The following is a 17,694-nucleotide window of genomic DNA, read 5'->3' as shown; positions in this document are numbered from 1 at the left end:
GTATCGAAAGTCTTCTCCGCACCTCCCGGCGGGTGGATCATCAACCGTGCTTCACGGTGAGGCGGTCAGTCCTCCTCGGTGAACACGGTTTCGCGGCTGCGGCGGATGGCGGGCAGGGCGACCACGATCAGGGCCGCGACGGTCAGGAGCAGGAGACCGGCCGAGATCGGGCGGGACAGGAAGACGGTGGGGTCGCCGCGGGAGATGATCAGGGCACGGCGCAGGTTCTCCTCCAGCAGCGGGCCGAGGACGAAGCCGAGCAGCAGTGGGGCCGGTTCGCAGCCGCATTTGATCAGGACGTAGCCGAGCAGGCCGAAGAAGGCGATCGCGTAGACGTCGTAGGAGTTGAAGCCCAGCGAGTAGGTGCCGATCACGGCGAACAGCACGATCATCGGGAAGAGCACCTGGTACGGGATGCGCAGCAGCCGCACCCACATGCCGATCAGCGGCAGGTTCAGCAGGACGAGCAGCACGTTGCCGATCCACATGGACGCGATCAGGCCCCAGACCAGCTCCGGCTCGTCGTTGATCACGTTGGGGCCGGGGGTGATGCCGTGCACGATGAACGCGCCGACCATCAGCGCCATCACCGGGTGGGCGGGCAGTCCCAGGGTGAGCAGGGGGATGAACGAGGTCTGTGCGGCGGCGTTGTTGGCCGACTCGGGGCCGGCCACGCCCTCGATGGCGCCGTGACCGAATTCGGCCCGCCGTTTCGAGACGCGCTTCTCGACGGCGTACGACGTGAACGACGACAGCACGTGGCCGCCGCCGGGCAGCACCCCGAGGGCGGCGCCGAGGGCGGTGCCGCGCAGGATCGGGCCGACGATGCGGCGGCGGTCCTCCCGGGTGGGCCACAGATGGGTGACCTGGCCGAGGAGTGCGGGGCGGTCGCGTTCGTTCTCCAGGTTGCGCAGGATCTCGGCGATGCCGAACATGCCGACGGCGACGGACACGAAGTCGATGCCGCCGTAGAGTTCGCGCTGACCGAGGACGAATCTCGGCGTACCGGTGTAGATGTCCTGGCCGACCGTGCCGAGCAGGATGCCGAGCGCGATCATCGCGAGGGCTTTCAGTGGCGAGCCGCGGGCCAGGGTGATCGACACGATGAGGCCGAAGAGGACGAGCGCGAAGTAGTCGGCCGGGCCGAATTCGAGGGCGACGGCGGCCAGCGGCGGGGCGGCGACGGCCAGGATGACGGTGGCGACCGTGCCGGCCACGAAGGAGCCGATCGCGGCGGCCGCGAGGGCCGGTCCGGCGCGGCCCTGGCGGGCCATCTCGTGGCCGTCGAGGGCGGTGACCGCGGCCGACGACTCACCGGGCAGGTTGATCAGGATGGCGGTGGTGGAGCCGCCGTACTGGGCGCCGTAGTAGATGCCGGCCAGCATGATCAGCGCGGTGACCGGCTCGAACTCGAAGGTGATCGGCAGCAGCATGGCGACCGTGGCGGTCGGCCCGATGCCGGGCAGCACGCCGACGGCGGTGCCGAGCAGCACGCCGACGAAGCACCAGAGGACGTTCTGGATGAGCAGAGCGGTGGAGAAGCCGAGGACGAGGTTGTCGAAGAGGTCCATCACCAGCCCCACAGCGGGAGCCGCAGCTGGAGCCCGACGATGAAGATGACGGTGGCGGCCAGGGTGAGGCCGGCCGCCACGGCCAGGGCGGTGAGCGGCCGGACCCGCCGGCCGGCGAACGCGGTGAGCAGCGCGGTGCCGAAGGACGTGGGGACGAAGCCGAGCACCCGGACGAAGACGCCGAAGAACACGACCGCCGCGATGACGAGCACGACGGCCCGCCACGGGACGGCTTCGAAGGGAAGATCGGATCCGGCGACGAGTCCTTTCACCACGATCGCCAGGCCCAGGACGGTCACGATCGCGCCGACCAGCAGCGGGAAGTAGCCGGGGCCCATCCGTAGCGGGGTCCCCCGGTCATAGCCGAGCGACCCCACCACGAACGCGCCGCCGATCACGGCGAAGACTCCCCCGGCGAGCACGTCCGGGAGTGACCGTCGGCGCTGCATCTACGAGGCCTGTACGCCGGCGTCGGCGATGACCTTGCCCCAGGTCTCGATCTGTTCCTCGAGGCGGGCGCGGTGTGTCTCCGGGGTGGCGTCCGCGGCGGTGACCGGTGCGGTGCCGAGTTTCGCCATCTCGTCGATGACCGTCTGGTCGGCCAGTGCCTTCTGGAGCGCCGCGGACAGTTTCTGGACGATCTCCGGCGGCGTCCCGTCCGGCACGTACAGCCCGTGCCACACGCTCACCTGGAGTTGCGGCATCCCGGCCTCGGTGGTGGTGGGCACGTCGGGCAGGCTCTTGACCCGTTCCGGGGTGGTCACCGCGTACGCCTTGATCTTGCCTGCCGTGATCTGGCCGCTGGTGTTGGTGGTCTGGTCGCACATGACGTCGACCTGGCCGCCGACCAGGTCGGTGAGCGCCGGCCCGGTTCCCTGGTACGGCACCTCCTGGAGTTTGACCCCGGCCGCCGACTGGAAGAGCAGCCCGCACAGGTGGGAGGCGGCGCCGCGCCCGGCGTTGGCGAGGGTGACCTTGTCCTGGTTGGCCTTCACGTAGGCGGTGAGGTCGGCGAGGGTGGCGGGCGGGAAGCCGGGCCGGGCGACGACGGTCATCGGCACCTCGGTGACCAGCCCGACGGTCGCGAAGTCCTCGAGCGGCTGGTATCCGAGGTCCTTGTAGAGGGCGGGCGCCGTGGACATGCCGATGTGGTGCATGAGGACGGTGTAGCCGTCGGGTTCGGCCTGGGCGACCTGCCCGGCCGCGACCGTGCCGCCGGCGCCCTCGACGTTCTGGACGACGATCTTGCCGCCGAGCGCCTCGGCCATCGGGCCGGCGATCATCCGGGTGACGGTGTCGGTGGGGCCGCCGGCGCTGAACGGCACGACGATGGTGATGTTCTGCTCGGGATAGCCGGTGGCGCCGCCCTCGTCCCCGCCGCCCTCGGAACAGGCGGCGGCGAGCGACACGGCGGCGAGCGCGGCGAGCATCCGCGGCCTGCGCGTACCCATGTTCTGACCTCCTTTTCGGAACCCCTCCGGGATCTATCGAAGACCGTATTGGTCTATCGACGTTGATCACTAGGGTTGCCATCTTGCCGAGTGGGGTCAGGTGCCGCTATGTTAATCGAAAATCACACATCGATGAATGTTGAAACGCCCGCGTAACACCGTGTACGGAGGGGTAAGCTAATGCAGAATCTCAGTAGAAGACGTGTCCTCACCATCGGTGCCGCCCTCGGTCTGGTGGGCGTGGCCGACCCCTCGAAGGCCTGGGCCTGGTCGTCGTCCGGCTCGATCGCGGCGACGGACACCGTCACCGACCCGTGGGGTGTCTGGGACGACGCCACCGACCCGCTGCTCGTCGACCTCCTGGAGAGCGGTCAGATTCCGGGCGTCAACACGGCGTTCGAGAAGTGGGTCAACAACGGCGACGCGCTGCCGAGCGGCATCCCGGCCGCGCTCACCACCTGGATCCAGGCGCACAACAAGCTGCCGTCGTGGGCCGATCAGACCAAACTCGACCGGGCCGCCCAGTTCAACAAGCGCATGAGCATGTATCTCTTCCTGCTGTACGGCCTGGGCAGCGGCATCATGAGCACGGTCATCCCGCGGGAGGCGCGCAACGTCTACTGGTCCGAGGGCGGCGCCGTGATGAAGTCGCGGGCGGCCAAGACCTTCACCTACGGGTACGACCTGAGCGCCGTCGACGCCTTCAAGCCGACCGGCCACTTCGTCGTCACCTCGAACAAGACCCGCCTCACCCACGCCGCGGTCCGGCACCTGCTGCCGCAGTCCCCGCACTGGCGGGCGGTCACCGACGACCAGGACTTCATCCCGATCAGCAACGGCGACATCCTGATCACCTTCCACAGCCTGGGCACCTTCGTGTACGGCAAGCTGAAGTCGTGGGGCATCCGGATGTCGGCCGCCGAGGAGGAGGCGTACCTGCACATGTGGCAGGTGGCGCTGCACCTGCTGGGCGTGCGGGACGACTTCATCCCGGCGACCTGGGCGGCGGCCAAGGCCCAGTCGCAGTACGCGCTGACGCCGCTGCTCGCGTCCACACCGGAGGGCATCGACCTGGCCGACGTCCTGCTCGGGCTGACCTCGCAGGTCGACCTGGGCGTCACCCGGGGCTTCCAGCGGGAGTTCGCCCGCTACCTGCTCGGTGACCAGGTCGGGGACTGGCTGAGGCTGCCGCGCGACTTCGCCTCCCGCGCGGTCATCGAGGTCGGCTGGCCGGCGTACGTGGCGTTCCGGGAGGGGACCTCGGGGATCATCCCGACCACGTACTCGCTGTTCGACCAGTTCATCCGCGGCGTGGCGATGCTGTTCCTCAACAACGGGACGTCGGCCACGTACACGCCGATCACCATCCCGACCGGCAACCGGGCCGGCACCTGAGCGGTCAGAGCGTGAGGGCGCCGATCACCAGCGCGGTGACGGCGTCCCGGTGGCCGGGCGTGTTCTCCCAGCGCAGCGCGCGCCCGGCCTCCACCACCACGCCGAACCCGGCGTGCACCAGCAGCCGGGCCTGACGCGGGTCCAGCTCCGGACGGACGCCGCGCAACTGCTGCTCCCAGACGGCGATGTGCTCCCGCTGGGCGAGGATGAGCGGCCGCTTCAGGTCGTCCGGCAGGCCGGCGATCTCGGCCTCGGCGACGCTGTTGAGCGCGTCGTGCTCGAACTTGTAGGCCACGTACGCCGCGGCCAGCGCCACCACCGCCTCCCGCGGGCCGGCCGCGTGCTCCAGGTTCTGCTCCACCGCCTGCGCGAGCAGCCCGGCCGCCTGGAGGCAGGCCGCCACCAGGATGTCGACCTTGCCGGGGTAGTGCCGGTAGATCGCCGACGGGGCGAGGCCCACCGCCTGCGCGATCTGCGCGTTCGTGACGTTGGCGAACCCGTCCCGGGCGAACAGCGGAACGGCCGCCGCCAGGATCTCCGCCCGCCTGGTCCGCGGCACCGGCGAGGCGGGCGGCTCGACCAGGCGTGCGCTGCCGGCGGCGGCCGACGGATCGGTGGCCGCCACGTGCAGGGCCGAGCCGAGCAGCAGGTCCTCGATCCGGCGCTGAGCGAGCGAGGTGTGGTGCATGGTGATCGACCCGATGGCGCCGAGCGCCGCCACGGCCCGCAGCGGCGCCTCCGGAAGCGGGAACTCGCCGGCCACCAGCTCGGTGACCCGCCCGACCACCTGCTCGAACTTGGCCCGCAGCCGCCGGCGGTCGGCGACCTCCAGGTAGCGGGCCTCCCACCGGTACAGGCCGCCGGAGGCGCGGTGCGCGACCGTCACCCGGGTGACGGCGGCGAGCACGTCCCGCAGCGACCCGTCCACGGAGGAGACGGCCGCCACGAGCCGGTCGACCATCACTTCGGCGCACTCGGCGAACAGCGCGTACTTGTTCGGGAAGTGCCGGTACAGCGCGGCGGCGCTGATGCCCACCCCCGCGGCGATCTCCTCCATCGACGCGGCGTGGTAGCCGCGTTCGCTGAACACCTGGCCGGCGGCCTCGACGATGAGTTGCTTGCGGTTGTGCGGTCGGGTGGCCGAAGCCGGCCCGGCGGTCACCGCATCACTCGTTGGACCATACGCGTCAGTCAATCACAGCGGTTCCGAGCCGGGTCGTCACCCACTCGTGGAAGGCGCCGATGTGATGCTCGGACGGGACCAGGACCCCACCCCGGGCGTACGCGCGGGAGCTCATCGCCGGCTGGCACCGCTCGCAGGCCTCGAAGTCCTGCACGTTCACCCGGTGGAACAGCTCCACCGAACGGGACACGTCGCGGCCGGACTCCACCACCTGTTTCGAGTAGAGCCAGTCGCATTCGACGATCGTGCGGTCGGCGGCGACCGGGTACATCCGGTGCAGGATGATGTGGTCGGGCACCAGATTGACGAAGACCTGCGGCTTGATGGTGATCGCGTAGTAGCGCCGGTCCTGGTCGTCGGTCACGCCGGGCAGCTTGGCGAAGCCCTCGCTCCCGTCCACGGTGAAGCCCTCGATGCCGGTGCCGAACTCGGCCCCGTGGCCCACGTAGTACTGGGCCGCGTACCCGTCGGCGAACTCCGGCAGCACCTCGGTCAGCTCCGGGTGGATGGTGGCGCAGTGGTAGCACTCCATGAAGTTCTCGACGATCAGCTTCCAGTTGGCCCGCACGTCGTAGGTGATGCGCCGGCCCACGTCGAGGCTCTCGATCTCGTACGAGTCGATCGCGCCCAGATCGCCGAGCCGCTCGACGACCGCGCCCGTCACGTCGTCGGAGAACGACGGCGGCTCGTCCGCCAGGCACACCCACACGTACCCGATCCACTCCCGCAGGTGGACGGTGACCAGCCCGTACTCGACGCGGTCGATGTCCGGCATCTTCGTCAGGTTGGGCGCCGCGATGAGCCTGCCGTCCAGCCCGTACGTCCAGGCGTGGTAGGGGCACTGGATGGCCCGTCGCACCTCACCGCCCGGTTCGGTGCACAGCTTCGCGCCGCGGTGCCGGCAGACGTTGAGGAAGGCGCGCAGCACGCCGTCGCGGCCCCGGACGATGACGACGCTCTCCCGGCCGACGTCGACCGTCCGGAAGCTGCCCGGTTTCGGCAGGTCGGCGGCCCGCGCCGCACAGAACCACATCCGCTCGAAGATCCGCTCTTGTTCGAGGGTGAAGATCGTGGGGTCGGTGTAGTAGTGGCCGGGCAGGGTGGGGATCAGGCTTGCGGTCACGGCCACTCCTCATGAGCGGATACGTTCCATCTTCGGGTCGAACAGCGGTTCCGCCCGGACGGTCGCCGGCAGCCGCACGCCGAAGTACTCGACGGCCACCGCGGTGCCCGGCACGGAGAGTGAAGCGGGCAGCCATGCGTACGCGACGGTGCGGCCGACGGTGTAGCCGTAGGAGGCGCTGGTGACGTAGCCGGCGGGCGCGCCGTCGGCGTACACCGGTTCCTTGCCCATCACCACGGCGGCGGGGTCGTCGAGGGTGAGGCAGGTGAGGCGCCGGTCCGGCGACGCCGGGCGCGTTTCGAGGGCGGACCGCCCGATGAAGTCGCCCTTGTCCATCCGGACGGCGAACGCCAGGCCCGCCTCATAGGGATCATTTTCGGTCGTCATGTCGGTGCCCCAGGCTCGGTAGCCCTTCTCCAGGCGGAGACTGTTGAAGGCGCTGCGCCCGGCCGCGACGATCCCGTGCTCCCGGCCCGCTTCCCAGAGCATGTCCCACAGTTTGAGCCCGAGGTCGGCCGAGGTGTAGAGCTCCCAGCCCAGTTCACCCACGTAGGAGAGTCGCATCGCGGTGACCGGGACTTCGCCGAGGTAGGCCCGTCGGGCGCGGAAGTACTTGAGCCCGGCGTTGGAGAAGTCGGCGTCGGTCAGCGGTTGGAGGACCTCGCGGGCCCGCGGGCCCCACAGGCCGATGCAGCAGGTGCCGCCGGTGATGTCCCGCAACTGAACAGAATCGGGCAGGTGCCGCCGCATCCAGTCCTCGTCGAGCGGCCCGTTCGCACCGATCTGGAACGTCTGGTCGCCCAGCCGGGCCACGGTCAGGTCGCTGCGGATGCCACCGTGGAAATCCAACATCAAGGTGTACGTGACCGAGCCGACCGATTTATCCAGGTTGTTGGTCGTGAGGCGCTGGAGGAAGCCGAGCGCCCCGGGCCCGCTCACCTCGAAGCGCTTGAGCGGCGTCATGTCGTACATCGCGACGCGTTCCCGGGTGGCGGCGGCCTCGGTGGCGGCGATCGGTGACCAGTAGCGGGCCGACCACTCGTCCCGGGGCGGCGTCACGGCCGGGGCGTTCGACGCGTACCAGTGCGGCCGCTCCCAGCCGGCGCCCTCCAGGAAGACCGCGCCCAGCTCCCGCTGCCGTGGGTGGAACGGGCTGGTCCGCAGGGGGCGCGGGTCCTCCATCGGCTGCAACGGGTGCACGACGTCGTACACCTCGATGAAGTTCTGTTTCGCCCTTTCCTCGATGTAGCGGGGCGCCAGCTGCACCGTCTCGAACCGGTGCAGGTCGCACTCGTGCAGGTCGATGCCGGGGTCGCCGTCCACGAGCCATCGGGCGACGGCCCGCGCCACACCGGCCGAGTGGGTGACCCAGACCGCCTCGGCCACCCAGAATCCGGCCAGTTCCCGGTGTTCGCCGAGCAGCGGGAAGCCGTCGGTGGTGAACGAGAAGATCCCGTTCATCCCCTCCTCGATCGTGGCGCCGGCCAGGTCCGGCAGCAGGGCGGCGCTGTCCCGCCAGGCCGGTGCGAAGTCGTCGGCGGTGAACGGCAGGACGCTCGGCATGACCGGCGCCTCGGCCGGGGAGAGGAAGTCGTGGACCGGCATCGGGCGGTGGCCGTAGGAGCCGATGCCGAGGCGGTCGCCGTGCTCCCGGAAGTAGAGATCCCGGTCCTGGTGGCGCAGGATGGGCCGGGTCGCCTCCAGGACCGGGTCGTTCACGCCGGCCAGCGCGGGCAGCGGGCCGGTCTTCGCGTACTGGTGGGCCAGCGGCAGCAGCGGCACGGTGAGCCCGGCCATCCGCCCGATCCGCGGGCCCCAGAAGCCGGCGGCGCAGACCACGATGTCGGCCGGGACGAAACCCTGATCGGTCTCCACGCCGGTGACCCGGCCGGCGCTCTGCCCGATGCCGGTGACGGTGTGCCCGCCGAGGAAGCGGGCGCCGCGCTCGATCGCGCGGCGGGCCTGGGCCTCCACGGCGCGGACCGCCTTGGCCAGACCGTCGGTGGGCACGTGGAATCCGCCGAGGATCCGGGACGGGTCGAGCAGCGGGTGCACGGCGGCGCACTCGTCCGGGTCGAGCAGCGCGGCCTCGACGCCCCACGAGGTGGCCAGGCCGTGCCGGCGCTTGAGGTCGTGCAGGCGGGCCTCGGTGGTGGCCACCTCCAGGCCGCCGACCTGCCGGAAGCACCACCGGCCGTCGAGGGTGAGGCCGCTGAGCTTCTCGACCGTGTAGGTGGCCAGCTCGGTCATGGTCTTCGACGGGTTCGTCTGGAAGACCAGGCCCGGGGCGTGCGAGCTGGAGCCGCCGGGGGTGAAGAGGCGGCCCTGGTCGACCACGGTGACGTCGGTCCAGCCGCGCTCGGTGAGCTCGTCCGCCAGGGCACTGCCGACGACGCCGGCGCCGATGATGACTACGCGAGGAGGCTTGACCATGGGGATCCCTGCGTTTCGTTGAGCGCAACCGGATCTGCGATACGCAACAGCTTCACCGCACAGTCAGGCTCGCGTCAAGGCATGAATCCCATTCGGCCGCTCACCTCGTCGGCCGCGGCGATCACCCGCTTGGCGACCTCCGGGAACGCCGCCCGGTCCAGCCGGTACGCCGGGCCGGAGACGCTGAGGGCGGCGACCACCGAGCCGTCGGCGCCCCGGATCGGCGCGGCCACGGCGTTGAGGCCCACCTCGTACTCCTCGCTCGTGGATCCCCATCCGGCCGACCGGACCGCGTCGAGTTCGGCGGTCAGCCTGGTCGCGCCGGTGACGGTGGCGGGGGTGAACCGTTCGAGCGGCTCGGCGAGGACGGCGGCCCGGACCGTCCCGGGCGCGAACGCCAGCAGCACCTTGCCGCTGGACGTCGCGTGCGGCGGCGTCTGCCGGCCGACCCAGTTGTAGCTGGTCACCGAGGCGGCGCCACGGCTCTGGGTGATGTTGACGACGCGGCTGCCGTCCAGGATGGCGATGTTGACGGTCTCCCCCAGATCGGCGGCGAGCCGGTCGCACACCTCGTGGCCCTGCCGGCTCAGGTCGAGCTGGGCGGCCACCGCCCCGGCCAGACGCACCACGCCGAGGCCGAGCCGGTAGGTGCCACGCTCCTGGGTCTGCTCCACGAAGCCCCGGCTCTCCAGGACCGCGAGCAGGCGGAACGCGGTGGACTTGTGCACACCGAGCTCCCGGCCGATCTCGGTGACCCCGGCGCTGCGCCGCCTCGCCAGGATCTCCAGGATGCTCAGGGCGCGGTCCACGGACTGCACGAGGGCGGGACCCGGCTCGGGGTTGCTCATGGCGCAACACTAGGGCAGGAATTTCGGGCACGTTGCGAGATTCGACCGGTATCTGTCGCACTCTTGACTATCGATCAATCCCCCGACAGGCTGTTGCGGATCTCACTGACTGTTTCGTGTTCCACAACAGGGGGCGATTACCGGCGTGGAGAAAGTCGCGATCGTCGGGGCCTCCCTGTCCGGCCTCGCCGCCGCCCGCGCGCTGCGCCGACAGTCCTTCTCCGGCGAGATCATCCTCATCGGAGCCGAGCGCCGCCACCCCTATGACCGCCCGCCGCTGTCCAAGGACTTCCTGACCGGCGCCTGCACCGAGACCGACCTCGCCCTCGACGGCGAGGACCTCGGGATCGACTGGCGGCTGGGCGTCACGGCGACCCGGCTGGATCCGCGCGGGCGCAGCGTCCATCTCGGCGACGGCACGGAGATCCGGGCGGACGGCGTGGTCATCGCGACCGGGGCACGGGCCCGGAAGCTCGGCCGTGCCCGGACCCTGCGCACGCTGGACGACGCCATCGCCCTACGCGAGGACCTCCGGCGGCGCCCGACCGTGGTGATCATCGGCGCGGGCTTCATCGGCGCCGAGGTCGCCTCCAGCGCCCGGTCGCTCGGCTGCGATGTCACCGTCGTCGAGGCCCTGGACACCCCGCTGGCCGGGCCGCTCGGGCCGGAGATGGGCGCGGTCTGCGCGGGCCTGCACGGCGACCACGGGGTACGGCTGCGGACCGGCGTCCCGGTACGCGGGCTGACCGGTTCGGATCGGGTCGAGGCGGTCGAACTGGCCGACGGCACCCGGCTGCCGGCGGACGTCGTGGTGGCCGGGATCGGCGCGGTGCCCGATGTGGAGTGGCTGGACGGATCCGGGCTGGCCGTCGCGGGCGGGGTGGTGACCGACGCGTACGGCGCGACGAGCCTGCCCACCGTGGTGGCGACCGGCGACTGCGCGGTGGCCGCGGGCGTCCGCAACGAGCACTGGTCGCACGCCATGGACCATCCGGCGACCGCGGTGGCCACCCTGCTCGGCGGCACACCGCCACCGGCCCGGCAGCCCTGGTTCTGGTCCGACCAGTACGGCGTGCGCATCCAGTTCGCCGGGCGACGGGAGCCGGGCGACGCGGTCCGGATCGTCGAGGGCGACCCGGAGCAGCGCGACTTCCTGGCCGTCTACGAGCGCGACGGGCACCCGGTCGCGGTGCTCGGCATGAACCGGCCGAAGTCGTTCACCCGATGGCGGCGCCAGGTGCGCGCGGTACCTCAGGAGGCCTGATGTTCCAGCCCGTGTGCCCGCTGAGCACGATCCCGCCGGGAGAGGCGTACCGGTGGGAGACCGACCCGCCGGTCGCGATCTTCCACACCGAGGACGGGGAGGTCTTCGCCATCGACGACACCTGCACGCACCAGGACGCCTCCCTGGCCGACGGCTGGCTGGAGGGCTGCGAGGTGGAGTGCCCGCTGCACGCCTCCCGGTTCGACCTGCGCACCGGCGCGGTCGACGCGCCGCCGGCGAAGAAGCCGGTCCGCACCCACCGGGTCCGGGTGACCGACGGTGTCGTCCACGTGGCGCTCTCCGAGCAGGCCCGCCCATGACCGCTCGGTACGACTTCGTCATCGTCGGCGGCGGCTCGGCCGGCTCCGCGCTCGCCGCCCGGCTCTCCGAGGACCCGTCCACCAGGGTCCTCGTGCTGGAGGCGGGACGCCCGGACTATCCGTGGGACGTCTTCATCCACATGCCGGCGGCGCTGACCTTCCCGATCGGCAGCCGCTTCTACGACTGGAAATATCAGTCGGAGCCCGAGCCGCACATGTTCGACCGCCGCATCTACCACGCCCGCGGCAAGGTCCTCGGCGGCTCCAGCAGCATCAACGGCATGATCTTCCAGCGCGGCAACCCGCTGGACTACGAACGCTGGGCCGCCGATCCGGGCATGGCCGACTGGGACTACGCGCACTGTCTGCCGTACTTCAAGAAGATGGAGTCGTGCCTGGCCGCCGACCCGGACGATCCGTTCCGCGGCCACGACGGCCCGCTGGTGCTGGAGCGCGGTCCCGGGACCAACCCGCTGTTCCAGGCCATGCTGGAGGCGAGCCACCAGGCCGGATATCCGGCCACCGCCGACGTCAACGGTGAGCGCCAGGAGGGCTTCGCCCTCTTCGACCGCAACATCCGCCGGGGTCGCCGTCTCAGCGCGGCCCGCGCCTATCTGCATCCCGCCATGAAAAGGCCCAATCTCACGGTACGGACGCGCGCTCACGTCTCCCGGGTGCTGTTCGACGGCACCCGCGCGGTCGGTGTGGAATACACGACCCGCCGGGGCGGCGCTCCGCGACGGGTGTACGCCGGTGAGGTCGTCCTCTGCGGCGGTGCGATCAACACGCCCCAGCTGCTGCAACTGTCCGGTGTGGGCAACGCCGCCGAACTGTCCGCCCTCGGCGTCGACCCGGTCCACCACCTGCCCGGCGTCGGCGAGAACCTACAGGACCACCTTGAGGTGTACGTCCAGTACGCCTGCACCCAGCCGGTGTCGATGCAGCCCTACCTGAAATGGCGGCACCGGCCGTGGATCGGCGCGCAGTGGCTGTTCCTGCGCGGCGGCCCGGCCTCGACCAACCACTTCGAGGCGGGCGGCTTCGTCCGTTCCAACGACACCGTGGCGTACCCGAACCTGATGTTCCACTTCCTGCCGATCGCGGTCCGCTACGACGGCTCGGCGCCCGCCGGTGGCCACGGCTACCAGGTGCACGTCGGCCCGATGTACTCCGACGCCCGGGGCAGCGTGAAGATCGTCAGCCGGGATCCGCGGGAACATCCGGCGCTGCGGTTCAACTACCTCTCCACCGATCAGGACCGGCGCGAGTGGGTGGAGGCGGTCCGGGTGGCGCGCGACATCCTCGGCCAGTCGGCGCTGGATCCGTACAACGGTGGCGAGATCTCCCCCGGTCCCGCGGTGGCGTCGGACGAGGAGATCCTCGACTGGGTGAGACGGGAGGGCGAGACCGCGCTGCACCCCTCCTGTACGGCCAGGATGGGTGTCGACGAGATGTCGGTGGTCGATCCGGGGAGCATGCGGGTGCACGGAGTCGACGGGCTGCGGGTCGTCGACGCCTCGGTCATGCCGTACGTCACGAACGGCAACATCTACGCCCCGGTGATGATGGTCGCCGAGAAGGCGGCCGACCTGATCCTCGGCAACACCCCCCTGGCCGCGGAACCGGTGCCGTTCTTCCGGCAGGGCAGCGACCGGTGACCGCCACCCGCGAGATCCGCAACCCGGCCGACGGCGGCCTGGTCGCGGAAGTCCCCGAGCACACCCGCGCCGACACTCTCGCCGCGATCGCCGTGGCCCGGCAGGCGTTCGACGACGGCCCGTGGCCGCGCACCCCGGCGGCCGAGCGGGGAGACCTGCTGTACCGGGTCGCCGCCCTGATCGACCGGGACGCGCGCGTTCTGGCCCGCGCCGAGTCGCTCGACACCGGCAAACGCCTGGTCGAGAGCGAGTACGACATGGCGGACGTGGCGAAGGCCTTCCGCTATTTCGCGGGCATCGCGGCGACCGACGCGGGCCGGGTGATCGAGACCGGCCGCACCGACGCGATCAGCCGAATCACGCACGAGCCGACCGGCGTGTGCGGGCTGATCACGCCGTGGAACTATCCGCTGCTCCAGACCTCCTGGAAGGTCGCCCCGGCGCTGGCCGCCGGCAACACGTTCGTGCTGAAGCCGAGCGAGCTCACCCCGTCGACCGCGATCCGGCTGATCGGCCTGCTGGCCGAGGCCGGGCTGCCGGACGGGGTGGCGAACCTGGTGCTCGGCGCCGGCCCCGAGGTGGGCGCGCCGCTGGCCGAGGACCCCCGGGTCGACCTGATCTCGTTCACCGGCAGCCTGGCCACCGGACGGAGGCTGATGGCCACGGCCGCCGGCACGGTGAAGCGGGTGGCCCTGGAGCTCGGCGGCAAGAACCCGAACGTGGTGTTCGCCGACGCCGACGTGGAGACCGCGGTGGACTTCGCGCTCACCGCGGTCTTCCTGCACTCGGGTCAGGTCTGCTCGGCCGGGGCGCGGCTGATCGTCGAGGAGTCCCTGCACGACGAGTTCGTGGACGCGGTCGTGGACCGGGCCGCGCGGATCCGGCTGGGCGGCCCGTTCGACCCGGACGCCGAGACCGGGCCGCTCATCTCGGCGGCCCATCTGGCCAAGGTGGAGGCGTACGTGGCGGCCGGGCTCGCCGAGGGCGCGAAGCTGCGCTGCGGCGGGCGGCGGCCGGACGACCCGGAGCTGGCCGGCGGGTTCTACTACCTGCCCACGGTTCTGGACGGCTGCCGGTCCGGGATGAGCGTGGTGACCGAGGAGTCGTTCGGGCCGGTGCTCACCGTGGAGACGTTCCGCGGCGAGGACGAGGCGGTCCGGATCGCCAACGACACGCACTACGGGCTGGCCGGGGCGGTGTGGACACGGGACGCCGGGCGGGCGCAGCGGGTCGCCGGCCGGCTGCGGCACGGCACCGTGTGGATCAACGACTACCACCCGTACGTGCCGCAGGCCGAGTGGGGCGGGTTCAAGCAGTCCGGTGTGGGCCGCGAGCTGGGCCCGCGCGGCCTGGACGAGTACCGCGAGGTCAAGCACGTCTGGCAGAACATCGATCCCCGGCCGCAGCACTGGTTCCGTCCCTGAACATTGGAGTTGTCACGATGACCACCGAGGCCGTCATCTCGGTCCGGGACCTGTGGAAGGTGTTCGGGCCCAAGGCGGACCGGGTGCCACGCTCGGCCGAGCTGGCCGCGCTGTCCCGGCGCGAGCTCGCCGACCGGACCGGCTGCACGGCCGCGGTCCGGGAGGTGTCGTTCGACGTGGCGCCGGGTGAGGTGTTCGTGGTCATGGGCCTGTCCGGGTCCGGCAAGTCGACGCTGGTCCGCTGCCTGACCCGGCTCGTCGAACCGACCGCCGGGAAGGTGGTGTTCGAGGGCGAGGACATCCTGGACGCCGGCCGCCGGCGGCTGCGGGACCTGCGACGGCACAAGTTCTCGATGGTCTTCCAGAACTTCGGGCTGCTCCCCTACCGGCAGGTCGTCGACAACGTGGCGTACGGGCTGGAGATCCGGGGCACCGGCCGGGCCGAACGCGACCGCCGGGCCCGCGAGGTCATCGAGCTGGTCGGCCTGGACGGGTACGAGCACAGCTACCCCGACCAGCTGTCCGGCGGCATGCAGCAGCGGGTCGGCCTGGCCCGGGCGCTGGCCGTCGACCCGGACGTGCTCTATTTCGACGAGCCGTTCTCGGCGCTGGACCCGCTGATCCGGCGGGACATGCAGAACGAGGTCATCCGGCTGCACCGCGAGGTCGGCAAGACGATGGTGTTCATCACCCACGACCTGTCCGAGGCGCTGAAGCTCGGCGACCGGATCCTGATCATGCGGGACGGCGCGGCCGTGCAGTGCGGCACCGGCGACGAGCTGGTCGGCGCGCCGGCCGACGACTACGTGCGCGACTTCGTCCGCGACGTGCCGAAGTCGCATGTGCTCACGCTGCGCCGGGTGATGCGGCGGCCCCGCCCGGACGACGACCTGGACGGCCCGGAGCTGGGCCCGGACGTGATCGTCCGGGACGCGGTCCGGACCGTTCTCGGGGCGAGCGCACCGGTCCGGATCGTCCAGGACGGGAAGCTGCTCGGTGTCGTCACCGGCAACCAGATCCTCACCGTCGTCACCGGCGCGGAGGCCGGCGTCTGATGGCCGTCACGACCCTCGCCGCGCCACGGTCCGCCGGCCGCCGGATCGGCCGGCCGGTGCTGGTGACCGCGGTGCTGCTGGCCTGGGTGGTGCTGTGGATCCCGGTGCACGGCATGCACACCCTCGGCCTGTCCCCCGCCGACCTGACCCCGCTGCACCGCTGGCTCAACGACGTCAACGACACGGTCGGCGCCAACCGCAACAGCAGTCCGGTGTTCCTGTACTTCTTCAACGAGATCCGGGCGGCCATCGACAGCCTGGTCACGCTGCTCCAGGACCTGATCGCGCAACCGTCGTACGGGCGGCCGGTGCCGGTGCTGGGCTGGCTGGGCGTGGTGGCGCTCGTCGCGTACCTCTCCTGGGTCTTCGGGAATTGGCGCGTAGCGCTGCTGGCCGCCGGCGGGTTCGTCCTCCTCGGGTTGCAGGGCCTGTGGACCGAGAGCATGGACACGCTGGCGCTGACCCTGGCCGCGGTGGCGATCTCGCTGCTCGTCGGCATCCCGCTGGGCGTCTGGGCGGGGCTGTCCGACCGGTTCCACCGGCTGATCACGCCGGCGCTCGACTTCATGCAGACCATGCCGACCTTCGTCTACCTGGCCCCGCTCACGCTGCTGTTCCTGATCGGGCCGGCGTCGGCGACGATCGCCACGCTGATCTACGCGATGCCGCCGGCCATCCGGCTGACCGCGCACGGCATCCGCTCGGTGCACCCGTCGGCGGTCGAGGCGACCGAGTCGCTGGGCGCCACCGGCCGGCAGAAGCTGTTCAAGGTGCTGCTGCCGCTGTCCAAGCGCACCATCGTGCTGGGCGTCAACCAGACGATCATGGCGGCGCTGTCGATGGTGACCATCGCGGCCCTGATCGACGCGCCCGGCCTGGGCAAGTCGGTGGTCAAGGCGTTGCAGACGCTGGACGTGGGCACCGCGTTCAACGCCGGTCTGGCGATCGTGGTGCTGGCGATCGTGCTGGACCGGGTCACCACGGCGGCCGGCGACCGGGTTCGCCGGACCGGGCCCTCCTCCCGGCTGCGGCGGCCGCTGGTGGCGCTGTTCGGGATCCTGGCCGCGGCCTGCTGCTACATGTCCTACACGTACGTGTGGGCCGCCGAGTTCCCGGACACGTACCGGATCGGCGGCGCGATCTCCCGGGGCGCCGACACGGTGACCGTGTGGGCGCAGGACCACCTGTTCGCCGTCACCGACGCGGTCAAGAACCTGGTCACCTACGCCCTGCTCAACCCGCTCCAGGCGCTGCTCACCGAGTCGCCGTGGTGGCTGGTCGCGGCGGTGGCCGTACTGCTCGCCGCGCTGATCGGCGGGGTCCGCGCCGCGGTCGTCACCGTCGCCTGCCTCGCGCTGCTGATCGGCACCGGCCTGTGGCAGGACGCCATGACCACGCTGGCCATGACGATCGTGGCGACCCTGCTGGTGATGGTGCTCGGGGTCGTCGTCGGCGTGTGGATGGGCCGTAACCGGCACGTCGACCGGATCGTCCGCCCGGTCCTGGACGCCGGGCAGACCATGCCGGCATTCGTCTACCTGGTGCCGTTCGTGGCCCTCTTCGCGGCCACCAGGTTCACCGCGATCGTGGCGGCGGTGGTGTTCGCCGCACCGGTCGCCATCAAGATCGTCGCGGACGGCGTACGCGGCATCCCGGCCACCACGGTCGAGGCCGCCACCGCCGCCGGGTCCAGCACCTGGCAGCTGATCACCAAGGTGCAGCTGCCGATGGCCCGGCGGTCGCTGACGCTCGCCGCCAACCAGGGCCTCATCTACGTGCTGTCGATGGTGGTGGTCGGCGGTCTGGTCGGAGCCGGTGCGCTCGGCTACGACGTGGTCGCCGGCTTCTCCCAGAGCCAGTTGTACGGCAAGGGCCTCGCGGCCGGGGCGGCCATCGTGCTGCTCGGCATCATGCTCGACCGCATCGCCCGAGCCTCGTCCCCCTCGAACACCCGGAAAGGTCACTGAAT

At 71.1% G+C, this 17,694-nt stretch carries 14 protein-coding genes; 7 read left to right on the top strand and 7 right to left on the bottom strand.

What is annotated here, in order from left to right:
• Nucleotides 1-65: 65 nt before the first annotated feature.
• The 3 genes from BJ964_RS23375 to BJ964_RS23365 are packed head-to-tail and all read right to left on the bottom strand — an operon-like array spanning nucleotide 66 to nucleotide 3,022.
• A complete protein-coding gene (locus BJ964_RS23375) occupies nucleotides 66-1,571 on the bottom strand; it encodes a tripartite tricarboxylate transporter permease (RefSeq protein ID WP_188122667.1) in 1,506 nt (501 codons plus the stop codon).
• Nucleotides 1,571-2,020 carry a tripartite tricarboxylate transporter TctB family protein gene (locus tag BJ964_RS23370; protein ID WP_188122666.1) on the bottom strand — a complete coding sequence of 150 codons (450 nt, stop codon included), beginning with the start codon at nucleotides 2,018-2,020 and terminating at the stop codon, nucleotides 1,571-1,573. Before BJ964_RS23370 ends, BJ964_RS23375 begins: the two co-directional genes overlap by 1 nt.
• Nucleotides 2,021-3,022 carry a tripartite tricarboxylate transporter substrate-binding protein gene (locus BJ964_RS23365; RefSeq protein WP_203832736.1) on the bottom strand — a complete coding sequence of 334 codons (1,002 nt, stop codon included), beginning with the start codon at nucleotides 3,020-3,022 and terminating at the stop codon, nucleotides 2,021-2,023.
• A 180-nt stretch (nucleotides 3,023-3,202) separates the two neighbouring features.
• On the opposite strand from BJ964_RS23365, the gene BJ964_RS23360 reads away from it, so the two are divergent.
• Nucleotides 3,203-4,417: an oxygenase MpaB family protein gene (locus BJ964_RS23360; RefSeq protein WP_188122665.1), complete on the top strand. Its 1,215-nt coding sequence runs from the start codon at nucleotides 3,203-3,205 to the stop codon at nucleotides 4,415-4,417.
• A gap of 4 nt (nucleotides 4,418-4,421) precedes the next feature.
• On the opposite strand, the gene BJ964_RS23355 is transcribed toward BJ964_RS23360, so the two are convergent.
• From BJ964_RS23355 to BJ964_RS23340, 4 genes are all read right to left on the bottom strand, one after another.
• On the bottom strand, nucleotides 4,422-5,579 hold the full coding sequence (locus BJ964_RS23355; RefSeq protein WP_188122664.1) for a TetR/AcrR family transcriptional regulator: 1,158 nt from the start codon (nucleotides 5,577-5,579) through the stop codon (nucleotides 4,422-4,424).
• A 25-nt stretch (nucleotides 5,580-5,604) separates the two neighbouring features.
• The gene (locus tag BJ964_RS23350) at nucleotides 5,605-6,723 is read right to left on the bottom strand and encodes an aromatic ring-hydroxylating oxygenase subunit alpha (protein WP_229807310.1); all 1,119 of its coding nucleotides are present in this window, start codon (nucleotides 6,721-6,723) and stop codon (nucleotides 5,605-5,607) included.
• A 9-nt stretch (nucleotides 6,724-6,732) separates the two neighbouring features.
• On the bottom strand, nucleotides 6,733-9,156 hold the full coding sequence (locus BJ964_RS23345; protein ID WP_188122662.1) for a GcvT family protein: 2,424 nt from the start codon (nucleotides 9,154-9,156) through the stop codon (nucleotides 6,733-6,735).
• 74 nt (nucleotides 9,157-9,230) lie between these two features.
• Nucleotides 9,231-10,004 carry an IclR family transcriptional regulator gene (locus BJ964_RS23340; protein ID WP_188122661.1) on the bottom strand — a complete coding sequence of 258 codons (774 nt, stop codon included), beginning with the start codon at nucleotides 10,002-10,004 and terminating at the stop codon, nucleotides 9,231-9,233.
• A gap of 145 nt (nucleotides 10,005-10,149) precedes the next feature.
• Between BJ964_RS23340 and BJ964_RS23335 the strand changes: the two genes are divergently transcribed.
• The 6 genes from BJ964_RS23335 to BJ964_RS23310 are packed head-to-tail and all read left to right on the top strand — an operon-like array spanning nucleotide 10,150 to nucleotide 17,692.
• Complete coding sequence (locus tag BJ964_RS23335) at nucleotides 10,150-11,268, top strand: NAD(P)/FAD-dependent oxidoreductase (protein WP_188122660.1); 1,119 nt, start codon at nucleotides 10,150-10,152, stop codon at nucleotides 11,266-11,268.
• Nucleotides 11,268-11,588 carry a bifunctional 3-phenylpropionate/cinnamic acid dioxygenase ferredoxin subunit gene (locus tag BJ964_RS23330; protein WP_188122659.1) on the top strand — a complete coding sequence of 107 codons (321 nt, stop codon included), beginning with the start codon at nucleotides 11,268-11,270 and terminating at the stop codon, nucleotides 11,586-11,588. The genes BJ964_RS23335 and BJ964_RS23330 overlap by 1 nt, the downstream gene beginning before the upstream one ends.
• Nucleotides 11,585-13,246 (top strand): choline dehydrogenase, encoded by a 1,662-nt coding sequence (betA, locus tag BJ964_RS23325; protein ID WP_188122658.1) that lies wholly within the window; start codon nucleotides 11,585-11,587, stop codon nucleotides 13,244-13,246. Before BJ964_RS23330 ends, betA begins: the two co-directional genes overlap by 4 nt.
• Nucleotides 13,243-14,670 carry an aldehyde dehydrogenase family protein gene (locus BJ964_RS23320; RefSeq protein WP_188122657.1) on the top strand — a complete coding sequence of 476 codons (1,428 nt, stop codon included), beginning with the start codon at nucleotides 13,243-13,245 and terminating at the stop codon, nucleotides 14,668-14,670. The genes betA and BJ964_RS23320 overlap by 4 nt, the downstream gene beginning before the upstream one ends.
• 17 nt (nucleotides 14,671-14,687) lie before the next feature.
• Nucleotides 14,688-15,725, top strand: coding sequence for a quaternary amine ABC transporter ATP-binding protein (locus BJ964_RS23315; protein ID WP_188122656.1), 1,038 nt, complete (start codon nucleotides 14,688-14,690; stop codon nucleotides 15,723-15,725).
• Nucleotides 15,725-17,692, top strand: a complete 1,968-nt coding sequence (locus BJ964_RS23310; protein ID WP_188122655.1) for an ABC transporter permease subunit — start codon at nucleotides 15,725-15,727, stop codon at nucleotides 17,690-17,692. Before BJ964_RS23315 ends, BJ964_RS23310 begins: the two co-directional genes overlap by 1 nt.
• Nucleotides 17,693-17,694 lie beyond the last annotated feature (2 nt).

Origin of the sequence: Actinoplanes lobatus, assembly GCF_014205215.1 — a bacterium.
Classification (GTDB): Bacteria; Actinomycetota; Actinomycetes; order Mycobacteriales; family Micromonosporaceae; genus Actinoplanes; species Actinoplanes lobatus.
Note: the sequence above shows the minus strand (reverse complement) of the source record. Positions and strands in the feature narration are given on the sequence as shown.